The 26,138-nt window shown below is 65.7% G+C and carries 25 protein-coding genes and 1 tRNA gene; 8 read left to right on the forward strand and 18 right to left on the reverse strand.

Translation table 11 applies throughout. The features are described from left to right. Window positions 1-428 precede the first annotated feature (428 nt). Together ACOQOU_RS04315 and ACOQOU_RS04320 are read left to right on the forward strand one after the other, a co-directional pair. Window positions 429-950 carry an invasion associated locus B family protein gene (locus tag ACOQOU_RS04315; RefSeq protein WP_158585276.1) on the forward strand — a complete coding sequence of 174 codons (522 nt, stop codon included), beginning with the start codon at window positions 429-431 and terminating at the stop codon, window positions 948-950. A gap of 4 nt (window positions 951-954) precedes the next feature. Then, the gene (locus tag ACOQOU_RS04320; protein WP_306025740.1) at window positions 955-1,350 is read left to right on the forward strand and encodes a hypothetical protein; all 396 of its coding nucleotides are present in this window, start codon (window positions 955-957) and stop codon (window positions 1,348-1,350) included. A 22-nt stretch (window positions 1,351-1,372) separates the two neighbouring features. On the opposite strand, the gene ACOQOU_RS04325 is transcribed toward ACOQOU_RS04320, so the two are convergent. The 3 genes from ACOQOU_RS04325 to ACOQOU_RS04335 form a co-directional block, all read right to left on the reverse strand. Continuing rightward, window positions 1,373-1,448 (reverse strand) — tRNA-Lys (locus ACOQOU_RS04325). Between the two features lie 90 nt (window positions 1,449-1,538). Continuing rightward, window positions 1,539-2,441 (reverse strand): PhzF family phenazine biosynthesis protein, encoded by a 903-nt coding sequence (locus tag ACOQOU_RS04330; protein ID WP_306025739.1) that lies wholly within the window; start codon window positions 2,439-2,441, stop codon window positions 1,539-1,541. Continuing rightward, window positions 2,438-3,142 carry an NUDIX hydrolase gene (locus ACOQOU_RS04335; RefSeq protein ID WP_306025738.1) on the reverse strand — a complete coding sequence of 235 codons (705 nt, stop codon included), beginning with the start codon at window positions 3,140-3,142 and terminating at the stop codon, window positions 2,438-2,440. The genes ACOQOU_RS04330 and ACOQOU_RS04335 overlap by 4 nt, the downstream gene beginning before the upstream one ends. Window positions 3,143-3,269: 127 nt before the next feature. Here ACOQOU_RS04335 and ACOQOU_RS04340 point away from each other — a divergent pair, with 127 nt between their 5' ends. Further along, entirely contained in the window at window positions 3,270-4,487 is a 1,218-nt protein-coding gene (locus tag ACOQOU_RS04340) for a TsoY family (seleno)protein (protein WP_109766366.1), read from the forward strand. 70 nt (window positions 4,488-4,557) lie between these two features. Here the strand turns inward: ACOQOU_RS04340 and ACOQOU_RS04345 are convergent, their stop codons facing one another. After that, window positions 4,558-5,895 (reverse strand): cation:proton antiporter, encoded by a 1,338-nt coding sequence (locus ACOQOU_RS04345; protein ID WP_420578840.1) that lies wholly within the window; start codon window positions 5,893-5,895, stop codon window positions 4,558-4,560. Next, window positions 5,784-6,458: a cation:proton antiporter gene (locus tag ACOQOU_RS04350; protein WP_420578841.1), complete on the reverse strand. Its 675-nt coding sequence runs from the start codon at window positions 6,456-6,458 to the stop codon at window positions 5,784-5,786. The genes ACOQOU_RS04345 and ACOQOU_RS04350 overlap by 112 nt, the downstream gene beginning before the upstream one ends. Before the next feature lie 135 nt (window positions 6,459-6,593). Between ACOQOU_RS04350 and ACOQOU_RS04355 the strand changes: the two genes are divergently transcribed. Next, window positions 6,594-8,267 (forward strand): alpha/beta hydrolase, encoded by a 1,674-nt coding sequence (locus ACOQOU_RS04355; RefSeq protein ID WP_306025736.1) that lies wholly within the window; start codon window positions 6,594-6,596, stop codon window positions 8,265-8,267. A 65-nt stretch (window positions 8,268-8,332) separates the two neighbouring features. Here ACOQOU_RS04355 and ilvC read toward each other — a convergent pair whose 3' ends face one another. Then, window positions 8,333-9,352: a ketol-acid reductoisomerase gene (gene ilvC, locus ACOQOU_RS04360; RefSeq protein ID WP_306025735.1), complete on the reverse strand. Its 1,020-nt coding sequence runs from the start codon at window positions 9,350-9,352 to the stop codon at window positions 8,333-8,335. Window positions 9,353-9,378: 26 nt separating this feature from the next. Further along, complete coding sequence (locus ACOQOU_RS04365) at window positions 9,379-10,062, reverse strand: TetR/AcrR family transcriptional regulator C-terminal domain-containing protein (protein ID WP_420578842.1); 684 nt, start codon at window positions 10,060-10,062, stop codon at window positions 9,379-9,381. Window positions 10,063-10,161: 99 nt separating this feature from the next. Here ACOQOU_RS04365 and ACOQOU_RS04370 point away from each other — a divergent pair, with 99 nt between their 5' ends. Continuing rightward, window positions 10,162-10,692 (forward strand): GNAT family N-acetyltransferase, encoded by a 531-nt coding sequence (locus ACOQOU_RS04370; protein ID WP_306025734.1) that lies wholly within the window; start codon window positions 10,162-10,164, stop codon window positions 10,690-10,692. Window positions 10,693-10,776: 84 nt separating this feature from the next. Here ACOQOU_RS04370 and ACOQOU_RS04375 read toward each other — a convergent pair whose 3' ends face one another. Beyond that, entirely contained in the window at window positions 10,777-11,628 is an 852-nt protein-coding gene (locus ACOQOU_RS04375; RefSeq protein WP_306025733.1) for a DUF6544 family protein, read from the reverse strand. 75 nt (window positions 11,629-11,703) lie between these two features. Then, window positions 11,704-12,459 (reverse strand): pyridoxine 5'-phosphate synthase, encoded by a 756-nt coding sequence (locus ACOQOU_RS04380; protein ID WP_306025732.1) that lies wholly within the window; start codon window positions 12,457-12,459, stop codon window positions 11,704-11,706. Between the two features lie 117 nt (window positions 12,460-12,576). Here ACOQOU_RS04380 and ACOQOU_RS04385 point away from each other — a divergent pair, with 117 nt between their 5' ends. Beyond that, window positions 12,577-13,350: an STAS/SEC14 domain-containing protein gene (locus ACOQOU_RS04385; RefSeq protein WP_109766372.1), complete on the forward strand. Its 774-nt coding sequence runs from the start codon at window positions 12,577-12,579 to the stop codon at window positions 13,348-13,350. A gap of 90 nt (window positions 13,351-13,440) precedes the next feature. Here the strand turns inward: ACOQOU_RS04385 and ACOQOU_RS04390 are convergent, their stop codons facing one another. Both ACOQOU_RS04390 and ACOQOU_RS04395 read right to left on the reverse strand, forming a co-directional pair. Next, window positions 13,441-14,568, reverse strand: a complete 1,128-nt coding sequence (locus ACOQOU_RS04390; protein WP_306025731.1) for an ATP-dependent DNA helicase — start codon at window positions 14,566-14,568, stop codon at window positions 13,441-13,443. A 174-nt stretch (window positions 14,569-14,742) separates the two neighbouring features. Beyond that, window positions 14,743-15,696: a hypothetical protein gene (locus ACOQOU_RS04395; RefSeq protein WP_306025730.1), complete on the reverse strand. Its 954-nt coding sequence runs from the start codon at window positions 15,694-15,696 to the stop codon at window positions 14,743-14,745. Between the two features lie 336 nt (window positions 15,697-16,032). Between ACOQOU_RS04395 and ACOQOU_RS04400 the strand changes: the two genes are divergently transcribed. After that, entirely contained in the window at window positions 16,033-16,506 is a 474-nt protein-coding gene (locus tag ACOQOU_RS04400) for a hypothetical protein (RefSeq protein ID WP_306025729.1), read from the forward strand. Window positions 16,507-16,584: 78 nt separating this feature from the next. On the opposite strand, the gene ACOQOU_RS04405 is transcribed toward ACOQOU_RS04400, so the two are convergent. Genes ACOQOU_RS04405 through ACOQOU_RS04430 form a run of 6 tightly spaced genes read right to left on the reverse strand, consistent with a single transcriptional unit; the run spans window position 16,585 to window position 22,908 of the window. Further along, the gene (locus ACOQOU_RS04405; protein WP_306025728.1) at window positions 16,585-17,337 is read right to left on the reverse strand and encodes an Asp/Glu racemase; all 753 of its coding nucleotides are present in this window, start codon (window positions 17,335-17,337) and stop codon (window positions 16,585-16,587) included. Further along, a complete protein-coding gene (locus ACOQOU_RS04410) occupies window positions 17,334-18,500 on the reverse strand; it encodes a M24 family metallopeptidase (protein WP_109766377.1) in 1,167 nt (388 codons plus the stop codon). The genes ACOQOU_RS04405 and ACOQOU_RS04410 overlap by 4 nt, the downstream gene beginning before the upstream one ends. Next, the gene (locus ACOQOU_RS04415; RefSeq protein ID WP_306025727.1) at window positions 18,493-19,542 is read right to left on the reverse strand and encodes a pyridoxal-phosphate dependent enzyme; all 1,050 of its coding nucleotides are present in this window, start codon (window positions 19,540-19,542) and stop codon (window positions 18,493-18,495) included. The genes ACOQOU_RS04410 and ACOQOU_RS04415 overlap by 8 nt, the downstream gene beginning before the upstream one ends. Window positions 19,543-19,585: 43 nt before the next feature. Beyond that, entirely contained in the window at window positions 19,586-20,158 is a 573-nt protein-coding gene (ilvN, locus tag ACOQOU_RS04420; RefSeq protein WP_109766379.1) for an acetolactate synthase small subunit, read from the reverse strand. Next, window positions 20,155-21,078 (reverse strand): DMT family transporter, encoded by a 924-nt coding sequence (locus ACOQOU_RS04425; protein ID WP_109766380.1) that lies wholly within the window; start codon window positions 21,076-21,078, stop codon window positions 20,155-20,157. The genes ilvN and ACOQOU_RS04425 overlap by 4 nt, the downstream gene beginning before the upstream one ends. A 21-nt stretch (window positions 21,079-21,099) precedes the next feature. After that, window positions 21,100-22,908, reverse strand: a complete 1,809-nt coding sequence (locus ACOQOU_RS04430; RefSeq protein WP_420578843.1) for an acetolactate synthase 3 large subunit — start codon at window positions 22,906-22,908, stop codon at window positions 21,100-21,102. Window positions 22,909-23,184: 276 nt separating this feature from the next. Here ACOQOU_RS04430 and ACOQOU_RS04435 point away from each other — a divergent pair, with 276 nt between their 5' ends. Then, window positions 23,185-25,176, forward strand: coding sequence for an ATP-binding protein (locus ACOQOU_RS04435; protein ID WP_420578844.1), 1,992 nt, complete (start codon window positions 23,185-23,187; stop codon window positions 25,174-25,176). A 19-nt stretch (window positions 25,177-25,195) separates the two neighbouring features. On the opposite strand, the gene miaA is transcribed toward ACOQOU_RS04435, so the two are convergent. Then, a complete protein-coding gene (gene miaA, locus ACOQOU_RS04440) occupies window positions 25,196-26,104 on the reverse strand; it encodes a tRNA (adenosine(37)-N6)-dimethylallyltransferase MiaA (RefSeq protein WP_306025724.1) in 909 nt (302 codons plus the stop codon). Window positions 26,105-26,138: the final 34 nt, after the last annotated feature.

Genomic DNA, 26,138 nt, shown 5'->3' on the forward strand with positions numbered 1-26,138 from the left:
ACCAGGGCCCATAGCTCATCGCGGAATCGCGTCGATCCGCACAGCCATTGTTAGCCCGCCTGCCTTGCGCAGACCTGCCTTGCTAGGTCCTTGGCGGCATTGGAATTCTTCAATGCAGACTTGGCCGGGCCAGCAAGACACTTTCCCCTGGGAAATCGTTAACTGATGTTGCGCTTGTACGCCATGCGTTTGAAAACTCTATTCTTCCGATTGTTGCCATTTCGACACAGCCTTTTTGAGAAAAACGACCGAATGCGTTCAGTGAAAGGCCCCAAAAACAACCTATGGACGCTGAATCGACTATGTGCAGGCCAAACGTGCAGTCGGTCGGGCTGGACAGGACCCACACCGGTTGCCGATAGAGGATGCCGGCGCCGACACGTCCGACGGCGAAGGATGAGACTGCCGTGCACACAGGAAACACAGCCATGACTGGCCGCAACCGCCTCGCCCACAATACCGCGGTTGCGCTTCTTTTTGCCCTGTGGCCGCAGGCACAGGCCAACGCACAGACGCTCGCCGAACCGCATGGCGACTGGGTCGTGCAGTGCGCCGACCCTGGCAACCGGGCGTCGCGATGCCAGATGGCCCAGACTCTGACCGCCGACGGCACGGGCCAGCATGTCATGACGATGATCGTTCGGCCCGCCGATGGCGCCGCCGGCCTGACCGCGCTCGTCCGGCTGCCGCACGGGCTTTATCTGCCCGGCGGCATCGCGCTGCGGGTCGACGGCGGCGCGCCGGTGACGGCCCTCATCCAGACCAGCGATGCCGGCGGCGTCTATGCGTCCGTCCCGCTGCCCGCCGCGCTTGTCGATGCCATGAAAGCCGGCCGGTCGATGACGGTTGCCATGCAGTCGGTCAAGCGCGAGCCGATCGCGCTGACCGTGTCTCTGGCCGGTTTCACGGCGGCATCGGGCGCCCTCGCCGCCCGTTCAGGGGGAGATTGAGGCCATGACCGTCCATGAAGGCCGGAGCTTCAACAATGCGCGCATCGATCTCGATGGCGCTGCGTTCCGCAATTGCCGCTTCACCGGTTGCGAGATGGTCTATTCGGGCGGGCAGCCGCCGGAAATCACCGGGTGCCATTTCGACGATTGCAGCTGGTCGTTCGGCGGCAGCGCCGCGCTGACGCTCGGTTTTCTGTCGGCCATGCATGGCGGGGGCTTCGCGGATCTGGTGGAACGCACGTTCGAGATGGCGCGCCAGGGCCGGTTCGCCGACCTGCCGGCATCCGCCGCCGGCAGCGCGACGCCGGCCGGACCCGTAGAAAAATCAGACGCCGCCGACCGGGATCATCCGCTGATGTTCCGGATTCCAAGAGTGCTCAAACGGCCTCTGCGGCGGTAAACGGCCTGTCACGGTCGGGGAATGGTGGGTGAGCAGGGACTCGAACCCTGGACCCGCTGATTAAGAGTCAGCTGCTCTACCATCTGAGCTACACACCCGGCCGGAGCGTTATCTAGGCCCGTGGCCGGGCTGTGTAAAGGGAGCGCGGCCCGCCGCAGGTCCGCACCAACAGGCCCGGTCAGCCCCCGTCAAACCGTCAGCCGTCCTTCGGCCACCTTGACGGCATGGCCGCCGATGCGCGCCGCATCGATCGCGCCGTCGCGTCCGGTGATCTCCAGCCTGATGCGCGACGGCCGGCCCATCTCGACGCCCTGCTCGATCCACAGCGCGTTCGGCCCTTCGGCAAGCCCGTCGAAATGGTGGACGGCGCCGGCGAACGCGGCCGCCGCCGAGCCGGTTGCCGGGTCTTCCGGTATGCCGTGATGGGGCCCGAACATGCGCGCGTGGAAGGCCGCATCGTGGGTGACCGTGTCCCGGCAGTACAGATAGGGACAGATGACGTCGAGCGGGTCCTGGCCGGGAAAGTGGGCGAGCCAGGCGGCCATGTCGAACCGGGCCCGCGCCATCGCGTCGAGCCCGGCGAGCGGCACGCACAGGAAGGGATTGCCCGCGCTCCACTGGCTGACGCGGTGGTTCTCGAACCCGATGTCACTGGGTGCCAGGCCCAGCGCAACCGCCACCGCGCCCTCGTCCAGGACCGCCTGCTGCGCCTCGGGCAGGCGCGGCAGGTCGAATTCGGCATAGGGCACCTCGCCGCCATGCAGCGCCACGCGCACCGGGCCTATGGCTTCCTCGATCACCATCAGCCGGTCATCGGGCCCGCCATCGCGCTCGGCCAGCGCGATCGCTCCGCCGACGGTCGGATGGCCGGCGAACGGCAACTCGCCGCCCGGCATGAAGATGCGCGCCGCCGCTGTGTGCGTCCGGCTGACGGCGGCGGAAAAGAAGATCGTCTCCGACAGGTTGAATTCGCGCGCGATCGCAGCCATCGCCGCGTCGTCGAGCATGTCGGCGTCGAACACGACCGCCAGCGGATTGCCCGCAAAGCGCTGGTCGGTGAACACGTCGTAGACCGCATAGGCAAGGCTCATCGCCCCTCTCCCCTCTCCACATCGTCAAAGTGCCACAGGGCCAGCGCCCGCGCATAGGGACGCAGCCGGTCGGTATCGTCGCGCGATCGGATGGCGATGAGCTCGGCCAGCTCGTCGTCGCCGGTCGCCGCCTGATGGGCACGCACCCGCGCTTCGCATTCGGCAAAGCTCAGCGCAAGCCGGCAGCGCCGCGCCACATACCAGGCATGATCGATGGACGCAGCGACCATCGCCGGATCGAAATCGGCCAGCGGCGGTTCAAGCCCGGTCTCCTCGGCCAGCTCGCGGCGGATGTTGCCGGTGATGTCGATCCGGCCGCCTGCGACATCGCCGGGATCGAGCGAGCCGGCGGGAAAATAGATCTGGCCGGCATTGGCCGTATGGTCGGCCATGCGCGCGGCGATGATCGCGCCATCTGTGGTCACGCCCAGCGAAGCGCCTGTGATGTGCACCGCGCTGCCATCGCGCCGATGATCGCGCCAGAAAAGGAAGGCGGCATAATCGGTACGGTGCGCCGTGCCGTGCAGAACGCCGCCATGGACCCTGACATCGGTGAACAGGAATTGCGGCCCGTTCCAAAGGCGTGGTTGCGCGGCGACCCGCCGGTTCCAATGGGCGGCGATCGCGTCCGCATGGCGCTCGGCGAATGCCAGCGGCGCTTCCGTCACGGTCAATTGCGTCGAATCAAGCCGTACCAGCATGGGCGGGCCTTAGCATGATCGTTGCGGCCGGCGCAGCGGCACAACAGCACTTGCGGCTTGATCTCGATCAATTATATAAATGATCATCAATATAAAAGATATCCCATATTCCAATGGAGGTTCACCGATGTCGAACGCATCATCCCAACCGGCTCCGGCCTGGCAGCCGCTCTACTTCCTGGCGGCGCTGGGCGCAGGCGGCCTTGCCGTTTCCTTCTTCATGTATCTGATGTGGATGACGCCGCATGCCGGCCAGCCCATCCCGTCTTTCACCACGCTGCTCGCCGCCTTCAGTGACGGCACGCTGGCGATGAAGGCGCTGATCGCCGTCGGCGTGGCCGGCATCGCCGTCTTCACCGCGCTCTATGTGCGCCTGCTGATCTGGAACGTCGTCCGGTTCCGCGACTGGCATCCGTCGGAAGCGGCCATCACCATGCGCCGCACCAACACCGGCTCGTCCATCATGGCCGCGCCGCTGACCTATGCGATGGGCATCAATGTCGGATTCATCGTCGGCGCCGTGTTCGTGCCCGGTCTTTGGGAACGCGCCGAACTCCTGTTCCCGTTCGCGCTTTTGGGCTTTGCGGCGATCGGCGTCTACGCGCTCAAACTGTTTTCCGGCTTCATGACGCAGATGATCGTCGAGGGCGGGTTCGACTGCGCCAAGAACAACTCGCTTTCACAGATGCTGTCGGTCTTCGCCTTCGCCATGGTCGGCGTCGGCTTTTCGGCGGCTGCGGCCATGAGCCACAACCAGATCGTCTCGGTGATCGGCTTCATGGGCGCGAGCTTCTTCGTCGTCGCCGCGATCATCTTCGGAGCGATGTTCCTCGTCATGGGCTTCCGTTCGATGCTCGAGAACACGGCCAATCCGGAGACGGTTCCGACGCTGTGGATCATCATCCCGTTCGTCACCGTCGTCGGCATCGCGCTCTACCGCATGAACATGGCGCTCGACCACAATTTCGGCGTCGAGTGGCTGGCCGGCGACCGTTTCGCCTTCCTGACCACGCTGTTTGCCATCCAGATCCTGTTCGGTGTTCTGGGCTACGCGGTGATGAAGCGCACGCGCTATTTCGAGACCTACGTCTCGGGCCCTGCCAAGTCGCCCGGCTCGTTCGCGCTGATCTGCCCCGGCGTCGCGCTGTTCGTCTTCGCAAACTTTGTGATCAATCCCGGCCTTGTCGGTCTGGGCGTGATGGACAAGTTCTCGATCGGCTACTTCATTGCCTACGCGCCGCTGGTTGCGCTGCAGGTGCTGACGATCCGGACCTTCTTCCGCCTGTCGGGCAAGCTGATCACCACCGACCGGGCCGCACCAGCCGCCGCTGTCCCCGCCGAATAAGACACGAGGCGCAAACGCATTTCCGAGCCGCCGGCACCCTGCCGGCGGCTTTTTGCCGTTGTCGCTCTTCTCAATCCGGCGGCGCGCGATCCGTCGAACCGTTCTCGTCTGCGCGGCGCACCGGCTGCGGCAGGATGCGGCCGATCGCGGCCTCGCGGTCGCGCGCGCCGCCCACCGCCTGCCTTTGCCGCTCGAGCCGCGCCCGGTCGCGCTCGCGCGCCGTACGCACGGCCTGTACCCGCGCCTCCGCATCGTGGCCAAGCAGCGCCAACGCGCGGGCGCCCATCTCCATCCCCGACGCAGCCGTCTCGCGGACCACATCATCGACGCCGCGGTCGAGCAGCTGGATCGCGTGAATGCGGTCATAGGCCCGCACGATCAGCCGCGCCTGGGGAAACTCGCGCATGACAAGATCGGCGATCGCATCGGTCGCGCCCTGCCCGTTGGTGCATATGGCGATCAGTTCCGCAGAACCGGCGCCGGCGGCGGCCAGCACATCGCGCCGCGCCCCGTCGCCGAAATAGACGCGCGTGCCGAACCGGCCCGCCTCACGCACCCGGTCCGCATCGCTGTCCAGATAGGTCAGCGGCACGTTCCGGACGAGCAGCGGCTGCGCCACCATCTGGCCGAACCGGCCAAAGCCGATGATCAGCGCGGTACCGCCCGCATCGGCGAAATCCTCGTCCATGGTGGCGGTCTTGGCGGGCGGCTGCAGCCACGCCAGCAGCCGCTCGTTCTGCGAGGACAGCGCCATCGAAATGGTGACGATGGAGACCATCACCGCCGCCAGTTCCGCGTCGATCACCTGTGCGGACGCCGCCGCCGCAAACAGGACGAAGCCGAATTCGCCGTGCTGGGCCAGCGCAAAGCCGAGCCGCATCGCCTTGTCGTGCTCGGTGCCGAACAGCCGGTTGACCAGATAGACGACAACGCCCTTGACCGTAACCAGCACCGGCACCGCCAAAACGATCAAAAGCCAGTTGCGCGCCACCGCCGACAGGTCCAGCGACATGCCGACCGCAACGAAGAACAGGCCCAGAAACAGCCCCCGGAACGGTTCGATGTCGGCCTCGACCTGGTGGCGATAGGAGGATTCGGCCAGCAGCACGCCGGCAATGAACGCGCCCATCGCATAGGACAAGCCGGCAAGCGCCATGATGAGAGATGCGAAGATGACGACGCCGAGGGCTGCGGCGGTCATCAGTTCGGGCGCGCGCGTCCGCGCCAGCACGTTGAACATCGGATCGAGCGCGTAGCGCGCCACGCCGATCAGGAGCACGATGGCGGCGATGCCGGTCAGGACGGCGGTGATATTGGACGCAGCGGTCGCCTCGGCGCCGGCGACGGGCGCCAGCAGCGCAACCAGCAAAAGGAGCGGCACGATCGACAGGTCCTCGAACAGGAGCACGCCGATCGTCGTCTGGCCGAAGGGCGTTGCCGGTCGCCGGCTTCGTCGAGCGCCTTGACCACCAGCGCCGTCGACGACAGGCCCAGCCCGAGACCGACAATGATCGCCGCGGTGAGGTCCAGCCCATAGGCGTAGACGACGAGGAAAAGTGCCGTGCTGGTCGCCGCAAGCTGGACAAGGCCCCGCCCGAAAATGGTGCCGCGCATCGCCCACAGCCGCGCCGGCCGGAATTCGAGCCCGATGACGAACAGGAACAGCACAACCCCGAACTCGGCAAAGCGCAACAACGCCTGCGGGTCCTCGGTAAACGACAGGGTCAGCGCGACGCCCGCCGTGATGCCCGACAGCAGATAGCCGATCACCGTGCCCAGGCCCAGCCGGCGCGACAGCGGCACGAACAGGCAGGCCAGCGTGATCAGCGCCAGCGCCTCGGTGAAACGCCATTCCAGCGGCGTCAGTCCGAACGGTGTGGCAACATCCTGCGCCAGCGCATCGCCGCCAAGCGACAGCCACACGGCGATGCCGGCAAGGGCAAACCGCGCCATGGCGAAAATGATCGTCATCTCTGGTGCCTTCGGACCATCATTGCGGGAAGATCGCAGCCGGCAGGCCGCGCCTTGCGCGCAAGCCGGCCCGCCGACTATGAAGGGCGCACGCCAACCCGACAAGTGGGCCAACCGGCCAGCAAGACCGGCCCGATGCACGCCAGTTCGACACCAGATGACCATCCCGCCAGCCGCCGGCCAACCCTGTCGGTGTTCGCGCTCGCCGTCGGCATCGTCTTCTTCGCCTTTTCGCTGACGCCGTCGCTGATCCCGCGCGATTATGTGCTGCAGGGCGTGCTCGGCGGCGTGGTGATGGCACTTGGCTACGGGCTCGGTCAGTTCGGGCTGTTGCTGTGGCGCTATGTCGAACTGCCCCTCGCCCGCGACAGGCTCGGCCGCGTGCTCAATGCGCTGGCGCTGGTCGTCGCCGTCGGCCTTGCGCTGTACTTCCTGTTGGAGGTGGTGGACTGGCAGAATTCGATCCGTGCCCGGGTCGGCATGGCGCCCGTCGATGCGGCCCATCCCGCCTATGTCGCGCTGATCGCGCTGATCGTCTTCACGCCGCTGTGGATCGCCGGCTGGGCGTTCCAGTTGCTGATGGACACGCTGCGCCGCCAGTTGCGGCGGGTGATTCCCGTTCGGCTCGCCAATCTGTTGGGTCTGGCGCTCGCCGCCTATGTCGCCTGGGCGCTGATCGACGGCTTCGTGATCCAGCGTTTTCTGGCGTTTGCCGACGATGCCTATGGCCAGGCCTCGGCCCTTTTCGATCCCGACATCGCCCGGCCCGAGGCCGAACTGGCATCGGGAGGGCCCGTATCGCTCATCGACTGGAACGATATGGGCCGCTGGGGCCGCAACTTCGCCGCAACCGGTCCGGATGCCGATGCGATCAGCGCCTTCACCGGCCGGCCTGCCAAGGAGCCCATCCGCGTCTATGTCGGCCGCAACTCGGCGCCAACGCCGGCGGAGCGCACCGAGATCGCCTTTGCCGAGATGCTGCGCACCGGCGCCTTCGAGCGCAAGGTGCTGGTGATCGCCATGCCTGTCGGCTCGGGCTGGCTCGATGCGGGCTCGCACGATCCGCTGGAGATCATGCACGATGGCGACATCGCCACCGTTGCGGTGCAATATTCCTATCTGACAAGCTGGATCTCGCTGGTCTTCGAGACCGATGCCGGCCTCGACCAGGCACAGACCCTGTTCGACCGCGTCTACCGGCACTGGCGTTCACTGCCCGAAGACCGCCGCCCGGAACTCTACCTGCACGGGCTCAGCCAGGGCGCGCTCGTCTCCCAGTCCTCGGTCGATCTGCTGACACTGATGGCAGCGCCGATCGACGGTGCGCTGTGGGCCGGCCCGCCCTTTGCCAGCGGGCTGTGGGGCCGCATAACCCGCGCCCGCGCGCCCGACAGCCCCTACTGGCTGCCGCAGGTCAATGACGGCGAAGTGGTCCGCTTCGTCAATCAGGACACGGACGTGCTGGACGATGCCGCGCACCGATGGGGTCCGGTGCGGATCGTCTTTCTGCAGTATGGCAGCGACCCGATCGTCTTCTTCGATCCGTTGTCGGCGCTGCGCCGGCCGGTCTGGATGGACGAAGAACCAGCGCCCGACGTCTCGCCCGAGCTCAGATGGTACCCGTTCGTCACCCTGTTCCAGCTTGCGCTCGACATGGCCTTGTCGCTGAACATCGAACGCGGCCACGGCCACAAATACATCGCCGAGGACTATATCCCCGCCTGGGTCGCCGTCACGCGCCCTAAGGGCTGGACCGATGAAGACACACAACGGCTGATCGACCGGTTCCGGGGCTTCGATGCGGGGTGAGTCACATCCGGGCGACGAACGGCGAACCTCTGTCCGCCGTTTGCCGATTCACCATTCGCCTGCCGTCAGTTCTTTTCCTTGTCGACAAGCGCGTTCGACTTGATCCACGGCATCATGCCGCGCAGCTTTTCGCCCACTTCCTCAATCTGGTGCCCGTCATTGACCCGGCGGATGCCCTTGAAGCGCGCCGCGCCCGACCGGTACTCCTGCATCCACTCGGAGGTGAACTTGCCGGTCTGAATGTCGGTCAGCACCCGCTTCATCTCCGCCTTGGTCTCCTCGGTGATGATGCGCGGACCTGAGACATATTCGCCCCATTCGGCGGTGTTGGAGATCGAATAGTTCATGTTGGCGATGCCGCCTTCATAGATCAGGTCGACGATCAGCTTCACTTCGTGCAGGCACTCGAAATAGGCCATTTCCGGCGCGTAGCCGGCCTCGACCAGCGTTTCGAAACCGGCGCGGATCAGTTCGACCAGACCGCCGCACAGCACGACCTGCTCGCCGAACAGATCGGTCTCGCACTCTTCCTTGAAGTTGGTCTCGATGACGCCCGAGCGGCCGCCGCCGACGCCGCATGCATAGGACAGCGCCATGTCGTGCGCATTGCCCGACGCGTCCTGATGAACGGCGATGAGGCACGGCACGCCGCCGCCCTTCATGTATTCGCCGCGCACCGTGTGGCCCGGACCCTTGGGCGCGACCATCAGCACGTCGACGCTCGATTTGGGTTCGATCAGGCCGAAATGCACGTTCAGCCCGTGCGCGAAGGCGATTGCCGCGCCGTCGCGGATGTTGGGCGCGATATGGTCCTTGTAGATGTCGGCCTGCAGTTCGTCCGGCGTTGCCATCATCATCAGGTCGGCCCAGGCCGCGCCTTCGGCAACGTTCATGACGGCGAAACCGTCGGCTTCGGCCTTGAGCGCCGTCGTCGAGCCTTCGCGCAGGGCGATGCGGACGTTCTCGGCGCCCGAATCCTTGAGGTTCATCGCATGGGCGCGGCCCTGCGATCCGTAGCCGACGATCAGCACCTTCTTGCCCTTGATCAGGTTCAGATCCGCATCGCGGTCGTAATACACACGCATGATTGTCTCCGTTGGATTTGTGTGGGTCAGGATTGCGCATCCGCCCCGTAAAGGCGGAAGAACTGGTCGACGGCCCTGGCGACGTGGGTTGCCATGGCCCGGTCGGAATTGGTGGCGGGAACATGTTCACCGAGCATCAGGCGCACATGCATGTCACGCAGGATCAGCCCGTACAGCGTCTCGAACGCGTCCAGGGTGTCCTCGAACCGCAAATGGCCGGCGCGCCTGCCCGCTTCGAGCAGCACCTTGGCGCGCGACGACACGGCGCGGCGCCCCCGCGCCACCAGAAGGTCGCCGAGCCGGGAGCCCTCGCGGCTCGCCTGACCTATGGCGAGCCGGTTGAGCGCCAGCGACGCCGGTCCGGACAGAACCGTCAGAAGATCGACGCCGAACCCTTCAAGGTCGGCGCGGTATGTGTCGGCGGGACGCTGCGGGCCGGAACCGCCGACGGCAACGCGCACCTTGGACGCCTGATAGGCGATCATCGCCGCCAGCACCCCGTCGCGGTCGCCGAACCATTTGTAGAGGCTTTCCTTGGAGCAGTTGGCCGCACGCGCAAGGCCGGCGGTGGTGATCGCCCGCTCGCCGCCCTCCACCAGAAGGCCAAGCGCCGCTTCGAGCACCTCCTCCTGGCGCGGCGTGAACGCCTCGTCCAGCGGCGCGCCCTCCATGTCGGCATCGTGATGCGCATTGAGGTGGTGATGGTCCATCTTGCCTCCCACCCGTCCGTACCGTACCGTTCGGTACGGTGTCAAGAGACAGGGCGGCGCCTCTTTCCGGCATGACCCGACAGGTGCCATAAGACGGCCATGACCGCGCACCCTCCGATTCCCGTCCGCGCCACGGAAGCCGCCGACATCGCCGCGCTGGCGGCGATCATCAACGCGATCATCGCCATCGGCGGAACGACGGCCTACGAAGACCCGTTCACCGAGGATCGGTTGGCGGCCCTCCTGCTCGACGATCCGCGCCTGATCTGCTGCCACACGGCGATCGATCCTGCCGACGGAATGCCGGCCGGCTATCAGGTGCTCAAGAACCATCCCGATCTGCCGCCGCACTGGGGCGACATCGCCACCTTCGCCCGGGTCGAGCCGAAACTGCCCGGCGTCGGCCGGGCGCTGTTCGCCGCAACCGCCGACTTTGCCCGCAAGACTGGCTTGGTCGCCATCAACGCGACCATCCGGGCCGACAATGAAAGCGGGCTGGGCTTTTACGGCACGATGGGCTTTGAGGACTATGCGGTCGCAAAGGCCGTCCCGCTCAAGGACGGCACACCCGTCGACCGGGTGTCGAAGCGGTTCCGGGTCGATGCATTGGCCGTTAAGGGCCCGCAATGACGGCATGTTGCCAGCCCGAAGACGGTTCGGCCATCTGCTCAACCGCAGCGCGATCAATGCCAGACGCGGCAGTGACCGATCGAGCTACCGGTCGGGAAAGCTGATCGACGTCACATCGGCCTTGAAGAACGGAAAGTAATCGTCCGTGCCGAACCAGTTGCCGCCCTCGATGCGGGTCGGCAGCCGGTAGCCGCCGAACTCGCGAAAGTCTGATGTCGTGCCGCCAAACGGCTGGACCTGATACACCTTGTCGGCATTGACATCGCTCCAGCGCGCAATGACGACGCTGGTCGGCTGGCCCTGCGAATCGACAATTATGTCCACGCTCTGTTCGAGGCCGGCAAAAGACACGATGGCGCGCGCGCTGTCCGCATCAAGCGCCTCCCAACGCACGTTCGGACCGGGCAGCAGCGCGGCCGGCGTCCAGAACGCGGCCTCGGCCACGGTTCGTCCGAACGCGGAACGGAAATGGTCGGCATCACCGCTGATCCTTACCACCGGCACGAGGCCGAACAGCCAGAACCGCGTCCATGACGTATCGGGTGTGGCAGCGTCCGATCCGCGGATCGCACCCGCCCGGACCCGCCAGACAAATCCATGTGGCGGCGCGAGAACCTGACGCGCCTGCATCGGATCGAAGTGCGACCGGTTCCTGTCTCCCCGCCCCAACTGCCCTTCCATCTCGATGATGGTGATCGTTCGAAGCGGCGTGCCTTCGGCAATCGTATAGAGAAAATACCGCTGTGCCGGCTCGGGCAGGCCGGCGACCATAGCCGGCGAAAACGATCCGGACTGGATCGGGCGCATCTCCAGCAGCGCCCGCCAGGCCGCCGCGTCGGCCCGCCGATCCGCATGCCGCCAGCCGAAGAGCGCGGCGACCGCAACAACCGCGATCACGCCGACGCAGACGAAAAAGACCGTCACTGCGTGCGCCATTGTTCCGTCCTCTCGCCGTTCCTGTCGTGAGCAACGGTGGCACGGCCAGGCTCTTGCGACAACGCGCGGCCTGCTTCAGGACGGCCGTTCTGTGAGGGCACCGAGGAACCGCGTCACCGCGCCCGCCATGCCGAATTCGAGCGCATCGGCCGTCAGGCCGTGGCCGATGGAGACTTCGGCCAGATCGGGCACGCGCGCGACCAGCGCCGGCAGATTGGCGACCGTCAGATCGTGGCCGGCATTGACGCCGAGCCCTGCCGCGCGCGCCGCGTCCGCCGTCTCGCCGAGGATCGCGATCTGCCGTTCGGCCTCGGCCGCATTGTCGTGGCAGGCGCCATAAGGTCCGGTGAACAGTTCGACCCGGTCGGTGCCGGTCGCCCTTGCCGCCGCAATGCCCGCCTCGCCCGCGTCGGGGTCGCAGAACAGCGATACCCGCATGCCGCCATCTTTCAGACGCTGCACGCAGTCGCGCAGGAAATTGCCCTGCCCTGAAAAATCCCAGCCATGGTCGGACGTTGCCTGGTTCGGATCGTCAGGCACCAGCGTGACCTGTTCGGGCTGGTTGGCTTCCACCAGCGCCAGGAAATCCTCGGACGGATAGCCCTCCACATTGAACTCGGCCTCCGGAAATGCGTCGTCGATCAGCGCCCGCAGCTCCGGCAGATCGGAAAAGCGCACATGCCGCTCGTCCGGTCTTGGATGGACGGTCAGCCCGTACGCGCCCGCCTCCAGCGCCATCCGGCCCAGATGCGTCACCGACGGCCAGGGCAGATCGCGCCGGTTCCGCAACAGGGCGACGGCGTTCAGATTGACGGAAAGTCGCGTGGTCACGGCCAGCATCCCCCGGTGAAAGCAATTTCCGGCTTGATATAGCGCAATGCCGCACCGTGCCAGTCATAGGAGTTTTTCCGGACAATCATTGTCCATGGCACCTGTTCGGAGCGCCCGATGATCGAAGTTGAAACCCTGCCCGGCGGAATCGTCTCGATCGACGTGACCGGCAAGCTCGACAAGGCCGACATCGAACACGTCATCACCGAACTCGAGGCTGCGCGCGAGGCGCACGGCAAGATCAGTGTCATTGTCGACCTGACCGGCTTTGCGGGCATGACCGCCGAGGCGCTGATCGCGGACCTGCGCTACGGCTTTTCCCATCTTTCGGAACTGGACCATTATGAGCGCATCGCGGTTCTGACGGGACACGACTGGATCGAAACGCTCGTCCGGCTCGAAGGCAGGGTTTTCCGGCGGGTCGACATTCGCTGCTTCAAGCCCGAAGAGCGCCAGCGGGCCCGCGCTTTCGCCAACGGCATGGATGTGGCGCCCGCCGAAACCACGCCGGGCATCGTCCGCGTGCCCACCGATCGCGGCAACATGCTTGCCTTCCGGATCACCGACACGGTCCGCGCCGCCGACGCCAAGGCCGTGATGGGTTTTCTGAACGACACCTATGCGCGGCACGACAAGATCGACCTGATTGTGATCATCGATGAGTTCGAGGGATTCGACCCGGCGATCCTGTTCGACACCGGCACATGGAGCACAAAGGCCAAGAGCCTCTCCCATGTCGGCCGCTATGCCATCGTCGGCGGCCCCGGCCATGTGCGCAACACGGCTTCGTTCCTCGGCGCATTCATGCCGGTGGAGATCAAGGCGTTCGCGCGCGACGAGGAAGACGAGGCCTGGGCCTGGCTGAACGCGGGCCCGCTTCTGGAAGTCTGACGGCGCTTGTCCGGGCCGTCCAGACGCACGTGTCGTGCAGAGGTTAAGCCCGAGGGTCACGGCGGTGGAAGCGTCCGCTTGCCGGCCTGATCACTTGACGATGGTCAGCCGCTCGGCGGCGCGGGTGATCGCCGTGTAAAGCCAGCGGTCGCGCATGTCGCGGAATGCAAAGCTCTCGTCGAACAGCATCACATTGTCCCATTGCGATCCCTGCGCCTTGTGCACGGTCAGCGCATAACCATAGTCGAAATCGTCGAACCGCCGCTTGAGCTGCCAGCCCAGGTCCTCGTCGGGATTGTCGAAGGCGGCCTTGAGCAGCTTGATCTTGGCAACGCCACGATCCGTGTCGCCATCGTCCGGCGAGACCAGAAGGTTGATGCCGGGCTTGGAGCCCGGCGCCGAGGCGGTCATGACCTTCCACAGCGACCCGTTCAAGAGCCCCTTGGCCGGATCGTTGCGCAGGCACACCAGCTTGTCGCCGGCCTGCGGATAGCGCGCGTCGAACCCGGCCAGTTGCCGCAGGCGCTGATTGTAGCGCCGCCGCGTCCGGTTGATGCCGACCAGCACCTGGTCCGCCTCGGTGACCATCGCCGTGTCGAGGTCGCCCTTGCCGATGATCTGCGCGGTGCCATAGTCGCCATGCATGATCTCGCGCCCCTCGCGCACATCCATGGCGAGCCGCACGATCGGGTTTTCCGCCGCCTGGCGGTGGATTTCGGTCAACAGGAAATCGGGCTCGGCGTCGGTGAAGAAACCGCCGCCGGAGATCGGCGGCAACTGGCCAGGATCGCCCAGCACCAGCACCGGCGTCCCGAAGCTCAAAAGATCGCGCCCCAGTTCCTCGCCGACCATCGAGCATTCGTCGACGATGACCAGCTTGGCCTTGGCGATGTCCGACTGGCGGTTGAGCGCAAAGGTCGGCGCTATGCCGGTCTTGCCGGTGACCTCGTCCGTCACCTCCTCCTCGCCGCGCGGCCGGTAGATCAGCGAATGGATGGTCTTGGCGTTCGAGGCGCCCTTGGCGCGCATCACCTGCGCGGCCTTGCCGGTGAAGGCGGCGAACTGGACGGTGCCATCGACGCCTTCGGCGAAGTGCTTGGCGAGCGTCGTCTTGCCCGTGCCCGCATAGCCGAACAGGCGGAACAACTGACTGTCGTCGCGCTTGAGCCAGTCGGCGACGGCGACCAGCGCATCGTCCTGTTGCGGGGAAAACTGCATGCGTCGGATTTAGGGGATTCGGCCAGCGGAGGAAAACGGAAAAGGCGCTACCTCCAACCGGCAGATGTCCACCTCGTGCCAATCATACGTCGTAACCGTCCCGTTTTCGGTGTCGCATTCCGGTTGGCCGTCCCGCCAACTCAACTCGACAAGCGAAAACACCATCCCGCTAGGCTAGCGCCCACCAAAGCTGTTTTCCGCATTTGTGCGAACGGCTTCTATGGCAGACGCCGTCGTCGCGAAGGTTTCTTCCAGCTTTCGAAACTCTTCGTTCTCCCGCTCCAGCTGGTCCAGCAAGTCGATCAGGTTATCAGTGTCGTTCCGCTCGCGGTTCTGGGCTTTCCTGCCAGCGATCCTTGCCACTGCGGCGCCCCATCTGGCTGCGCGTCTGACTTGTGCGACGTCAGCAGCTTCCTCGGCCATAGCTTCGCTCACTTCCTCAATCGCCTTCCACATCAGCTCCGTCGCTTCGTCTTTGGATGCCTTTGCGCTTTCTCGCTTGGCCCGCTGCAATCGCTCGCGCCACGAGAAAGAAAGATGTTGCTTCCGAAAATCCAATAGGCGCCGGCGACGTCCCTTTAGAAGCTCCGTCGCCTGCCACAGACTTCGCTCCGCCTGCATCTCCAATTCGGTGGCATTACTGAGAGCAGCGACGTAGTTTTCGTTGAGGCGTTTCCTGGCCGCTCTGATATTTGCCAGTTCCTCACGCGCGCTCGCGAGCGGCGAATTGCTGCTCGCCGTGATCGGCTTGCCCATTGCGCGAACGGGTGTCGCCATCACTTCGATGGCCAAGGTTTCCTGTGCCAGCTTGAGGTGCAAAGACATCGTCGCGATAGAACTCATCACCAAGGCGGCTGCGCGATCAAAGTTGCTCAGCATTTGTCGGGTTTGCTGAGCCCATTCGCGGACGCGGTCGCTCTTGCCCCACTTTTTCTCAAAAAAGCCCTCGAGAAATTCAATCGTGATCTGTTGGCCGTCTCGACGGACGTCCTCAAGATAGTCGTCGATCTCTGCGGTACAGGCGTCAGTAGCCGTTCGTCGGCGGGATGCTATGGCTGTGAAACGAGCAAACAGCTCCTCAGACTGGCTGACAAGCTCATTTTCCGGCAGTTCTTCCTTGCTTGTCATCGTCCCAAGATTCATCCCGTTGTATTGCCAAGTTTTCAGTCTTCCTCGAAAAGCAAACTGCGCGAAACTCTATTTGATGGCAATGCCACTGTCAGACCGGCCTGCCCGGTGGATCGACTCACTCTCTCTTCTCGAAAGTCGGGCACCGATTCGTGATCCAAAAAGCGAACTCTGGCTTCAAAGCGTGTGTGGCTCCAAACTAGGAGTGCCAGCCAAACCAACACCCCCCGCCCTGTGACCATTCGCACGGCGACGCCGACTGATGGCGCTCATGATGGCTCCCAATCGCGCGGTGGCACACGCCGCCGCGGCCAACAGCCAGGATTGGAGCGAACCATGAACCGCATTCTCTTCCCCCTTCTTGCATCCGCGCTTGCCGTGGCCGCCCCACCGGCGACGGCGCAGGAGATCGACGGCGTCTCGGTCGAAATCCGCACCGGCGGCGACGATCTGCGCGGCAATGACGACAACGCCTTTGCCTCGATCTGGTCCTACCGGGCCGACGGCCGCCAGCGCGGCATTCGCCGGCAGGTCAATCCCCGCGACCGCAGGATCAAGGACCACACGACGACGCACCTTTATTTCGATACGCCCGATGGCACCGAGGCGGACGACATCACCCTGTTCATCCTGAATGTGGAGGGGTTCTCGGGCGGCTTTGACGGCGACAACTGGAACGTCGATGCCATCCGCATCACCGGCATCAAGGACGGCATCACCGTCAAGGAATACATGAACGAGTTCGCCAACCCGCTGATCCGATTCACCGGCGACGTTCACACGTTCAGCCGGGACCTGCGCGTGCGATAGGCCAGCGGGCGCGGCAATTGCGGGCGCCACAACGGCGCCCGCCCGTCCCCTCGTCTTTCACTGTCGGCCGGCGCCGCATCACAGGGCGGCTGAACGCAAGAGCCTCCCCGGCACGATGGCCGGCGGCGTGCCGGCGTGCCCGAACATCTGCCAGGCAAGGGCGAGATTGCTGGTGACGACCGGCAGGCCAAGACGCTCCTCGACATCGTCGACGATGTCGAGCGTGCGCAGGTTCGTGCACGAGACGAAAACGGCGTCGACGTCCGCCCTGCCGCCGACGGCCAGCGCGGCCTGCCGGATCGATTCCGGATCGATCCGCGCCACCCGCGCTTCGACCTGTTCGCCAAACGACAAGATGGCCGGCACGTCCAGCCCCGCCGCCACGAGCGCTTCGCGGATGGGCCCGGCAACGCTGTCGATATAGGGCGAGACCAGCCCGATCCGGCGGACGCCAAGCGCCTGCAGCGCTGCGATCGTGGCCGTCAGCGGGTCGGCCACCGCCCTGGTCCGGGTCGCGCCACGGACGAGTTGGGCGACCCGATCGGCGCCGATCAGTGTTGCGCCCGACGTGCAGGCATAGCCGACGCTGTCAAAGGCCGCGGCTGGCGGCAACAGGCTTGCGGACTGCGGCAGGGCAGCCTCCATCGTCGCGATCGTCTCGGGCGTCAGATCGTCGCCGGAAGCGATCCGCGTGACGTGCAGCGCGATGTCGGGCGCCGCGCACAGCCGCCGGAAATCGTGTTCGACCGTCTCGTCCACGCGAAGCGCGATCAGCCCGAACGTGGCGCGTGTTCCGGTTGGCCCCGACAGCCGGTAGGACGCGCCCGTCACGGCACGAGTTCCGGCAACTCGGCGGGCGCGCGCTTTGACAGAAGTTCCGGCCCGCCGGCCCGCAGCACGATGTTTTCCTCATGCACCATGAACCGGCCGGGAACGACCTCGGCGCCGGGCTCCAGTGTCAGCACCATGCCTTCGCGCAGGATCGTCTCGTCCTTTGGCGAAATCGATGGCCACTCCGTCAGCGAAATGCCCAGACCGTGACCGAACCGGCCCGGTGCGGGCGTTGCTCCGTGCGCGCGCAGCGAGGCGCTCAAAAGCCCGTGGACGGCTCGGGCGGACATGCCCGGGCGAACCGCGTCGAGCGCCGTATCGGTTGCGGCGAACAGGGCCGCATGCGCCCGAAGGACCGCGTCGGTGGGCCGGCCGACCGCATAGTTGCGGTCGAAGTCGCAGAAATAGCCGTCCTTGACCGCGCCCGTGTCGAGCATCAGCACCTCGCCGCGTTGCAAGGGCCGCTCCTCGGCGGGCGAGATGACATCGCCATAGCCGTCCCTTCCAGCGCCGCCGGCGAGATAGCTGACCCAGTCGGCGCCGGCCGCGAGCAGCGCGGCCTGGAACGACCGGAACAGGCCGGCAAGCGTTCCGGCACCATGCGCAATCTCGGGCACGCGGGCAAACGCCGCGTCCGCGACGGCACAGACTGCGCGGATGCGCTCGATCTCCGGCTCGGACTTGATCTCGCGCACCCGCCGCACGGGCTCGGTCGCATCGACAAAGCGTCGCGGCCCGATGCGGCCCGAGACGGCGTCATAGGTGGCAAGCGGCATCCGCAAATGGGTTTCCTCGCCCATCGGGACGCCGATCCGCCCACCTTCGGGCACCATCTCGCAAAGCGCCTCGGCGAGCAGGCTTACGCCGTCGTCGTCCGGATCGGGCGCATCCCACGACCGGATATCGCGGACCCAGCTCCGCCCCATCAGCGCGGCACCGATGGCCGGGATCACCGCAACGGGATCGCCGGACGCCGGTACGATCACGAACCACGGCCTTGCCGGGCTTTCCCAGAACCGCGTCAGGAACCCGGTGACATAGAAGATGTCGGCCGGTGTCGTCAGGAGCAGCGCGTTCAGTTCCGCGTCATCCATCTGCGCCTGCAGCCCCGCCACACGCCGCCGGAACTCCGCCGCCGGAAAGACCAGCGAACGCTCAACCATCTTCGGGGCCTTCGCTGAGAAAGGCGAGAACGCGTGTCGCAAGGTCAACGCCGACCGCGCCCGTCAACAAGGCTGCCACGCCCGCGGCACCGGACGGCGTCGTGGCAAACCCTGCACGCCCGAGCGCCGCGACACCCGCCGCGGCCTCCGCCTCGGTGATCGTGACGAACAGGTCGGCGTCGCGCGCCAGGCCGGCCAGCGCGATCATCGAGGGCGTCTTGCAGTCGAGCCGGCCCATCGAGGACACCGGCCCGTCCGTATCGATTACCCTGCCGGCGCGGATGCTGTCGATCAGCGCAGGCGCGGCTTCCGGTTCGACGACGACGATCCGCGGACCATCGCCCCAGACCGACCTTGCATGGGCCGCGACCGCCGCCGCCATGCCGCCAACCCCGGCCTGCAACAAGATGACGCCGGGCGGGTCGCCGATCTGCCCGGCGGCCTCGCTCGCCATCTGCAGATAGCCCTCCATCACGCGATACGGCATGTCGGTGTAGCCGGGCCAGGAACTGTCGGACAGCAGCGTTGCGTCGGTGGCGGCGGCGGCTTCGGCGGCAGCCATGCTCTCCTCATAGGTGGCGCCTGCACGCCGAACCTGCGCACCCTTGGCCCGCAGCCGCTCGGCGAACGTCTCGGGCACGGTTTCGGCCAGGTAGACCACGGCGTCGGCGCCGAAAATCCGCGCGCCTGCGGCAACCGACAGGCCGTGATTGCCCGCACTGGCCGTCACGAAGGTGCGCCCGGCGAGCGCGTCCGACCAATTGTCGCCCTTACATGCCTCGGCTGCCTGGCGCGCAATCGCATATGCCGCGCCCAGGGCCTTGAAAGAGCCAAGCCCCATTCTCGACCGCTCGTCCTTGAGCATCAACTGGCCGACGCCGGCCTTTTCGGCCAGCCCCGGCGCATCCGCGAGCGGCGTCGGCGCGTGGGCCGGGCACAGGTCCAGAAGGTCGGCGACCGCCCGCCCATCATGGGCGGGCAAGGGCGAAACAAGGTCTGGCAGACCAGCGCCGCGGTGGGGGTTGATCAGGCGGTCGGCCAACGACCGTCTCCCCTTTTCGGTCTGCGACGCCGGCCGTGCACGCTCACATCACCTCGCGGCCACGTCGCATGGCGGCAACACCGGTGCGGCAGACCTCGACCAGGCCGAGCGGCGCCATGATGGCGATGAACTGCTCGACCTTGTTGGTCCGGCCGGTCAGCTCAAAGACGAAATGATCGACATTGGCGTCGATCACATTGGCCTTGAACGCATCGGCCAGCCGCAGCGCCTCGAGCCGGTTTTCCCCCGCACCGCGCACCTTGATCAGCGCCAGTTCCCGCTCCAGCGGCTTCTCGTAGCCTTCATGATGGGCGATGACGGTCAGGTCCGTCACCTTGTGCACCGGCACGATCCGTTCGAGCTGGGTATGGATCTGCTCCATCACCTGCGGCGTGCCGCTGGTGACGATGGTGATCCGCGACAGGTGCTTTTCGTGCTCGGTCTCGGAAACCGTCAGGCTTTCGATGTTGTAGCCGCGGCCGGAGAAAAGGCCGATCACCCGCGCCAGCACACCCGGTTCATTGTCGACCAGGATCGACAATGTGTGGCTTTCGGGCGCCGACGTGTCCTTGGTGATGAAATAGGCCGAGGCCGGTTCGGATTGCGGTTCGTTCATGGTCTGGGACTTTCATTGACGGGTGAGGAACGGGCAGCCGGCTTGAGGCGGGCGACCACCACGCCGGACACGATGATGACGAGCGCCGCCAGCGCGTTCAGGCCCGGCCGCTCGCCGGCGAACATGACGCCGACCAGAACCCCGGCCAACGGCACAAGAAGGTTGATCTGGCCGAAAAACGAAGCGCCCTGCCGCTCGATGATGGCGAACATGAACAGCGCGCCGACAGCGGAGGGGAAAACGCCCAGTGCGACAAGCGCCAGCACCGACGACTGCGTCGGCGTCGCGGCGAAGGGCTGCTCGAACAGGAACGTGAGCGGAACGAGGATCACCAGCGTCCACAGCGTGATATAGGTCATCAGCACCATGGGCGGATGACGCACGAGCTGCTTGACCGACAGCGCGTTGACGCCATAGGCCGTCGCCGCGCCGAGCACGGCGAGCTGGCGCCACACATCCCTGCCGAACCCTTCGACCAGCGCCGGCCAGAACAGGATGGCAAGGCCGATCAGGCCGAGCACGACGCCGGCCACCTTCGGCACCGTCAGCTTCTCGTCGCGCGTCAGGAAATGCGCCAGCACCAGCACGACCAGCGGCATGAAGCCCATCAGGATCGCCGCCAGCCCGCTGTCGATCACCGCAACGCCCCAATTGATGGCGGTGAACGGGATCACCGTGCCGGTCGCCGCGCAGACGATCATGAACAGCTGGTCGCGCCGCGTCGGCCGGAACAATGGCCGGCGCAGCGCCAGAACGATGCCGCCCAGAAGCAGTACGGCAAGCACTTGCCGGACGAGCGTGATCGTCAGCGGTGCGAAGTCGGCCACCGCGATCTTCGACAAAAGGAACGCGCTGCCCCAGATCAGCGAAAGCGTGACGAGCAGACCGTAGTCGGCAACGCCGGGAGCGGATCGGTTCATCTGCCGGCGCCGCGCAGGGGATCACACAAGCGCCTTGCCTTCGGCGCCGATCGCATTGGCGACCGCCTCGTCGGTCGCTTCGTCCGGCAGAAGCATCTCATTGTGTGCCTTGCCCGACGGGATCATCGGGAAACAGTTGGCCAGCGCCGCCACCCGGCAGTCGAAGATGACCGGCCCGTCGATCTCGATCATTTCGGCCAGCGCATCGTCGAGCTTGCCGGGCTTGTCGCAATAGATGCCATGGGCCCCATAGGCCTCCGCCAGCTTGACGAAATCGGGCATCGCCTCGGTGTAGGAGTGCGAGCGGCGATTGCCGTGCAGCAATTGCTGCCACTGGCGCACCATGCCCATATACTGGTTGTTGAGGATGAAGATCTTGATCGGCGTGCCGTACTGGATCGCCGTCGACATTTCCTGGATGTTCATCTGGATCGAGGCGTCGCCGGCAATGTCGATGACCAGCGCGTCGGGATGGGCGATCTGCACGCCCAGCGCCGCCGGCAGGCCGTAGCCCATCGTGCCCAGCCCGCCCGATGTCATCCAGCGATTGGGCTTGTCGAAACCGAAATATTGCGCCGCCCACATCTGGTGCTGGCCCACTTCCGTGGTGATGAACGTGTCCTTGCCGCTCGCCCTGGACGCCTCGTAGAGCCGCTGGATCGCATATTGCGGCATGATCACGTCGCCCGATGGCGAATAGGCCAGCGAGTCGCGTGCCTTCCACTTGCCGATCTGCTCCCACCAGAGCGCATGCTTTTTCCTGTCGGGCCTGTGGCCGGCCGATCGCCACGCGTCCAGCAGCGCCTCGAGCGCATGGGCCACATCGGCTACGATGCCGACTTCGGTGTGGACGACCTTGTTGATCGACGAGGGATCGATATCGATGTGGATCTTGCGCGAGTTCGGCGAGAACGCGTCGATCCGGCCGGTGATGCGGTCGTCGAAGCGCGCACCGATATTGATCATCACGTCGCAATCATGCATCGCCATGTTCGCTTCATAGGTGCCGTGCATGCCCAGCATGCCGATCCAGTTTTCGCCCGAGGCCGGATAGGCGCCCAGGCCCATCAGCGTTGAGGTGATCGGAAAGCCGGTCTCGGCCACCAGTTCGCGCAACAGCTCGCTGCCGCGATCGCCGGAATTGATCACGCCGCCGCCCGAATAGATGATCGGCTTCCTGGCTGACGCCATCAGCGCGACGGCGCGGCGGATCGCATCGGCGTCCGGGTCCATGACGGGCCGGTAGCTGACACGCTCCTGGGCAACGTGCGGCCCCTCATAGATGCCCGAGGCGAACTGGACATCCTTGGGTATGTCGACGACGACCGGACCCGGACGGCCCGTCTGGGCGACATGGAATGCCTCGTGCAGGATGCGCGGCAGGTCGGCGACCGATTTGACCAGCCAGTTGTACTTGGTGCAGGGCCGCGTGATGCCGACCGTGTCGCACTCCTGAAACGCGTCCGAACCGATCAGCGTCGTCGGCACCTGGCCGGTGATGCACACCAGCGGGATCGAATCCATCAACGCGTCCTGCAGCGCGGTGACGCAGTTGGTCGCACCCGGCCCCGACGTTGCCAGCACGACGCCGACCTTGCCGGTCGACCGCGCATAGCCTTCGGCCGCATGGCCGGCGCCCTGCTCGTGCCGCACCAGAATGTGCTCGATCGCGTCCTGCTGGAACAGTTCGTCATAGATCGGCAGCACCGCGCCGCCCGGATAGCCGAATATGTGCCGGACGCCATTGTCCTTCAGCGCTTCCAGCACCATCTCGGCGCCCGTCATTTCCTGGCCCGCTTTCGTGTCCGCCTTGGCATCCATTGTCTTCATCCCGTCCGGCTCTCTGGCCTGTGCACAAATTTTCGTCGTTTGCTTGCTGAAAGGCAATAAAAAAGGCTCCTCGAAGGGGAGCCTGTCATCGCGCATGGGTGGATCGTGCCCGGTGGCTACGCCACCTTGCCCATGCGCGGTCCTACTACGATAAGCATCGTCGTCATCATCATTGCGGTGTCATAGTCCCGGTATCGGAGCCGGTCAAGCCGTCCGCTGCGGTAGCGTTTCCTTAACCACGATGCCATAGCCTCGTGCGGTAACAGGTCCGGCTCCATGTACCGAAAAGAACAACCCGATCCGGGCGAGGCCCAACTGGCCAAGGAGCGCGCGCCGCTGCCGCGGCGCAACCGCACCGAAGGCCATGTCATCGAGTGCGACGGCAACCGTGCCGTCATCAGCGCGGATGTCGAGCCGGGCGGTGCGGTTTCGGAGGACTACTGGTCGGTCGGCACGCTGATCACCATCCGCGCCGACTCCAGGCGCACGGTCGGCATGCTTTACCAGATCGAGAGCGTCGAGCAGTTCTGGCAGTCCAAGACGCCCAACAAGGTGCGCCTTCATGTCGAACTGGTTGGCGAGATCGGCGACGATGCCGATGGCCGGCCGGTCTTCAACGGAGGTCTGTCGAGCTATCCGCATCTGGGCGCCGCAGCCCACCGCATCCGCAACGCCGACCTGCAGGCGATCTTTGCCAACACCGATCCGTCGGCTGTCTCTGTCGGCGCGTTGTCGCAAAGCCGCGACATTGACGCGATGGTGTCGATCAATTCGATGATCTCCCGCCATTTCGCCGTCGTTGGCACGACCGGCGTCGGCAAGTCGACGACCGTCTCGCTGCTCGTGCGCAAGCTCGTCGCCACCCGTTCGGATGTCGGCATACTGGTCCTCGACCCGCACAATGAGTTCGCCAGCGCGTTTCCCGACATTTCGGTGAAGATCGACGACACCAATCTCGACCTGCCGTTCTGGCTCTTCCGGCTCGAAGAATTCGTCGAAGTGCTGTTCCGCGGCCGGCCGGCCGAGCCCGAGGAGGTCGACATTCTGCGCGACCTCATTCCCGAGGCCAAACAGAAATTCAAGGCCGGCGGCACGGGCCGCGGCGCACGCAAACCCGGCGCTCACGGCAACATCACCGCAGACACGCCGATTCCCTACCGCGTGTCCGATCTTCTGGCGCTGATCGACCACCGCATGGGCAAGCTCGACGGTCGAGAGGCCCGCAGCGCGCTCAAGTCGCTGGCCGCGCGGATCAATGCTGCGGTCCACGATCCGCGCTATCGCTTCATGTTCGCCCATAAGACCATCGTCGACAATCTCGCCGAGGTTCTGTCGCACATCTATCGCGTGCCGGCGGATGGAAAGCCGGTCACCATCTTCCAGCTCAACGGCATCCCCTCCGAAGTGGTCAACGCCGTGGTCAGCGTGCTGTGCCGGCTGGCATTCGAGATGTCCGTCTGGAGCAAGGCGCGCATCAAGACAGTCGTCCTGTGCGAGGAAGCGCACCGCTACATTCCCGCCGACGTCGGCGCCGGCTTCGGCCCTACCCGCGCCGCCATCGCGCGCATCGCCAAGGAAGGCCGCAAATATGGCGTCAGCCTGGGCATCATCACGCAGCGGCCCAGTGAACTGGATCCGACAATCCTGTCGCAGTGCAACACAATGTTCGCCATGCGGCTGGGCAACGATGCCGACCAGCAGATCATGCGCAAGGCGATCACCGGAGCCTCGCGCTCCTACATCAATTTCCTGCCATCGCTGGCCAACCGCGAGGCGATCGCGTTCGGCCAGGGCGTCAGCACGCCGATGCGGCTGATGGTCGAGGCCGTTGCCGACGACTGCCTGCCGGGCAACGAGTTGGGCAGCCAGACAGAGACAGAAACCGATGACGGGAGCACCGTCGACATGGCGGCCCTGCTCCAGACCATCCGCGACCCAGGCGACGCGCTGACCGACGACGAAACAGACGACGGGCTTGCCGTCTATGCCGAAACGGCGGCGGTGGGCGAGCAACGGCCCTCCGTCAGCGCTCGCCATTCAGCGGCCGAAACGCGCGAACCCATGCCCGCCGGACCTGTGCCCGCCGAACCGGTGATCGGTGCCGGCGACGCCCATGCCGGCCTTTTTACCTATGAAGGACCGTTGCGCCGCGATCGCGACAAGCCCGCACACCGCCGCTCCGACCCGCCATCCTCTCCGAAGCGGCCCGAGAAGTCCGGCTCGTCGCGCGACCTGATCAGCCGGTTCCGCACAAGGGACAAGGACTGACGGCGCCGAGTGAACCGCTTCAGGGCATCGTCGCCGGCGCGACGGCTTCGCCGGCATCGACCCTCTGCCACTCATCGCCCAACTGATTTCGGAACCAGGTCATCTGGCGCTTGGCATATTGACGGGTGGCGGTCTTGGCGCGGACGATTGCCGCGTCCTCTTTCATCGAACCGTCCAGGACCGCGCCCAGTTCGCGCACACCGATTGCCTTCATCGCCGGCATGTCAGGCGGCAGGCCGAGCGCGCGCAGCCGACGCACCTCGTCCAGAGCGCCGGCGGCGATCATCGCATCGAAACGCGCCTCGATCCGCGCATGGAGCTCCGCCCTGTCGGGCATCACGAGCCATCTTTGCGTGATCGCGCCGGGGGAAAGAACCGGCTCGGCGGCCCGCGCCTGCCAGTCCGCCAGCGGCAGGCCCGAGGCTTTCAAGACCTCCAGCGCCCGCACGATGCGCTGGCCGTCGCCCGGTTCGAGCATGGATGCGCCCGCCGGATCGCACGCCGCCAGCTCCGCGTGCAAGGCCGGCGCGCCTTCGGCCGCAAGCCTGGCGCGCAAGTCGGAGCGGACGGCGTCCGGCACGTCCGGCATAGGCGACAGGCCCTCTGTCAGCGCGCGGAAGTAGAGCCCCGTTCCTCCGACGAAGATCAGCGGCGCGTCCGCCGGCAACCGTTTAAGCAAGGCCCGCACGTCACGCGCCCATGCGCCGGTCGAATAGGCAACCGCCGGCGCGACATGACCGTAAAGATGGTGCGGCACCGTCGCCATCTCGCGCGCCGCCGGACGCGCGGTGAGGATGCGCAATCCGTCATAGACCTGCATGGAATCGGCGTTGACGATGTGACCGCCGTGCCGCGCCGCAAGGTCGAGCGCCAGCGCCGACTTGCCGCTTGCGGTGGGGCCGGCTATCAGCGTGATCGTTCGTTCCATCTGTCCGTGGCTCTACCGGGCCGCATCTGCGCTC

It is taken from the genome of Oceaniradius stylonematis (assembly GCF_965223445.1).
GTDB lineage: Bacteria > Pseudomonadota > Alphaproteobacteria > Rhizobiales > Rhizobiaceae > Roseitalea > Roseitalea stylonematis.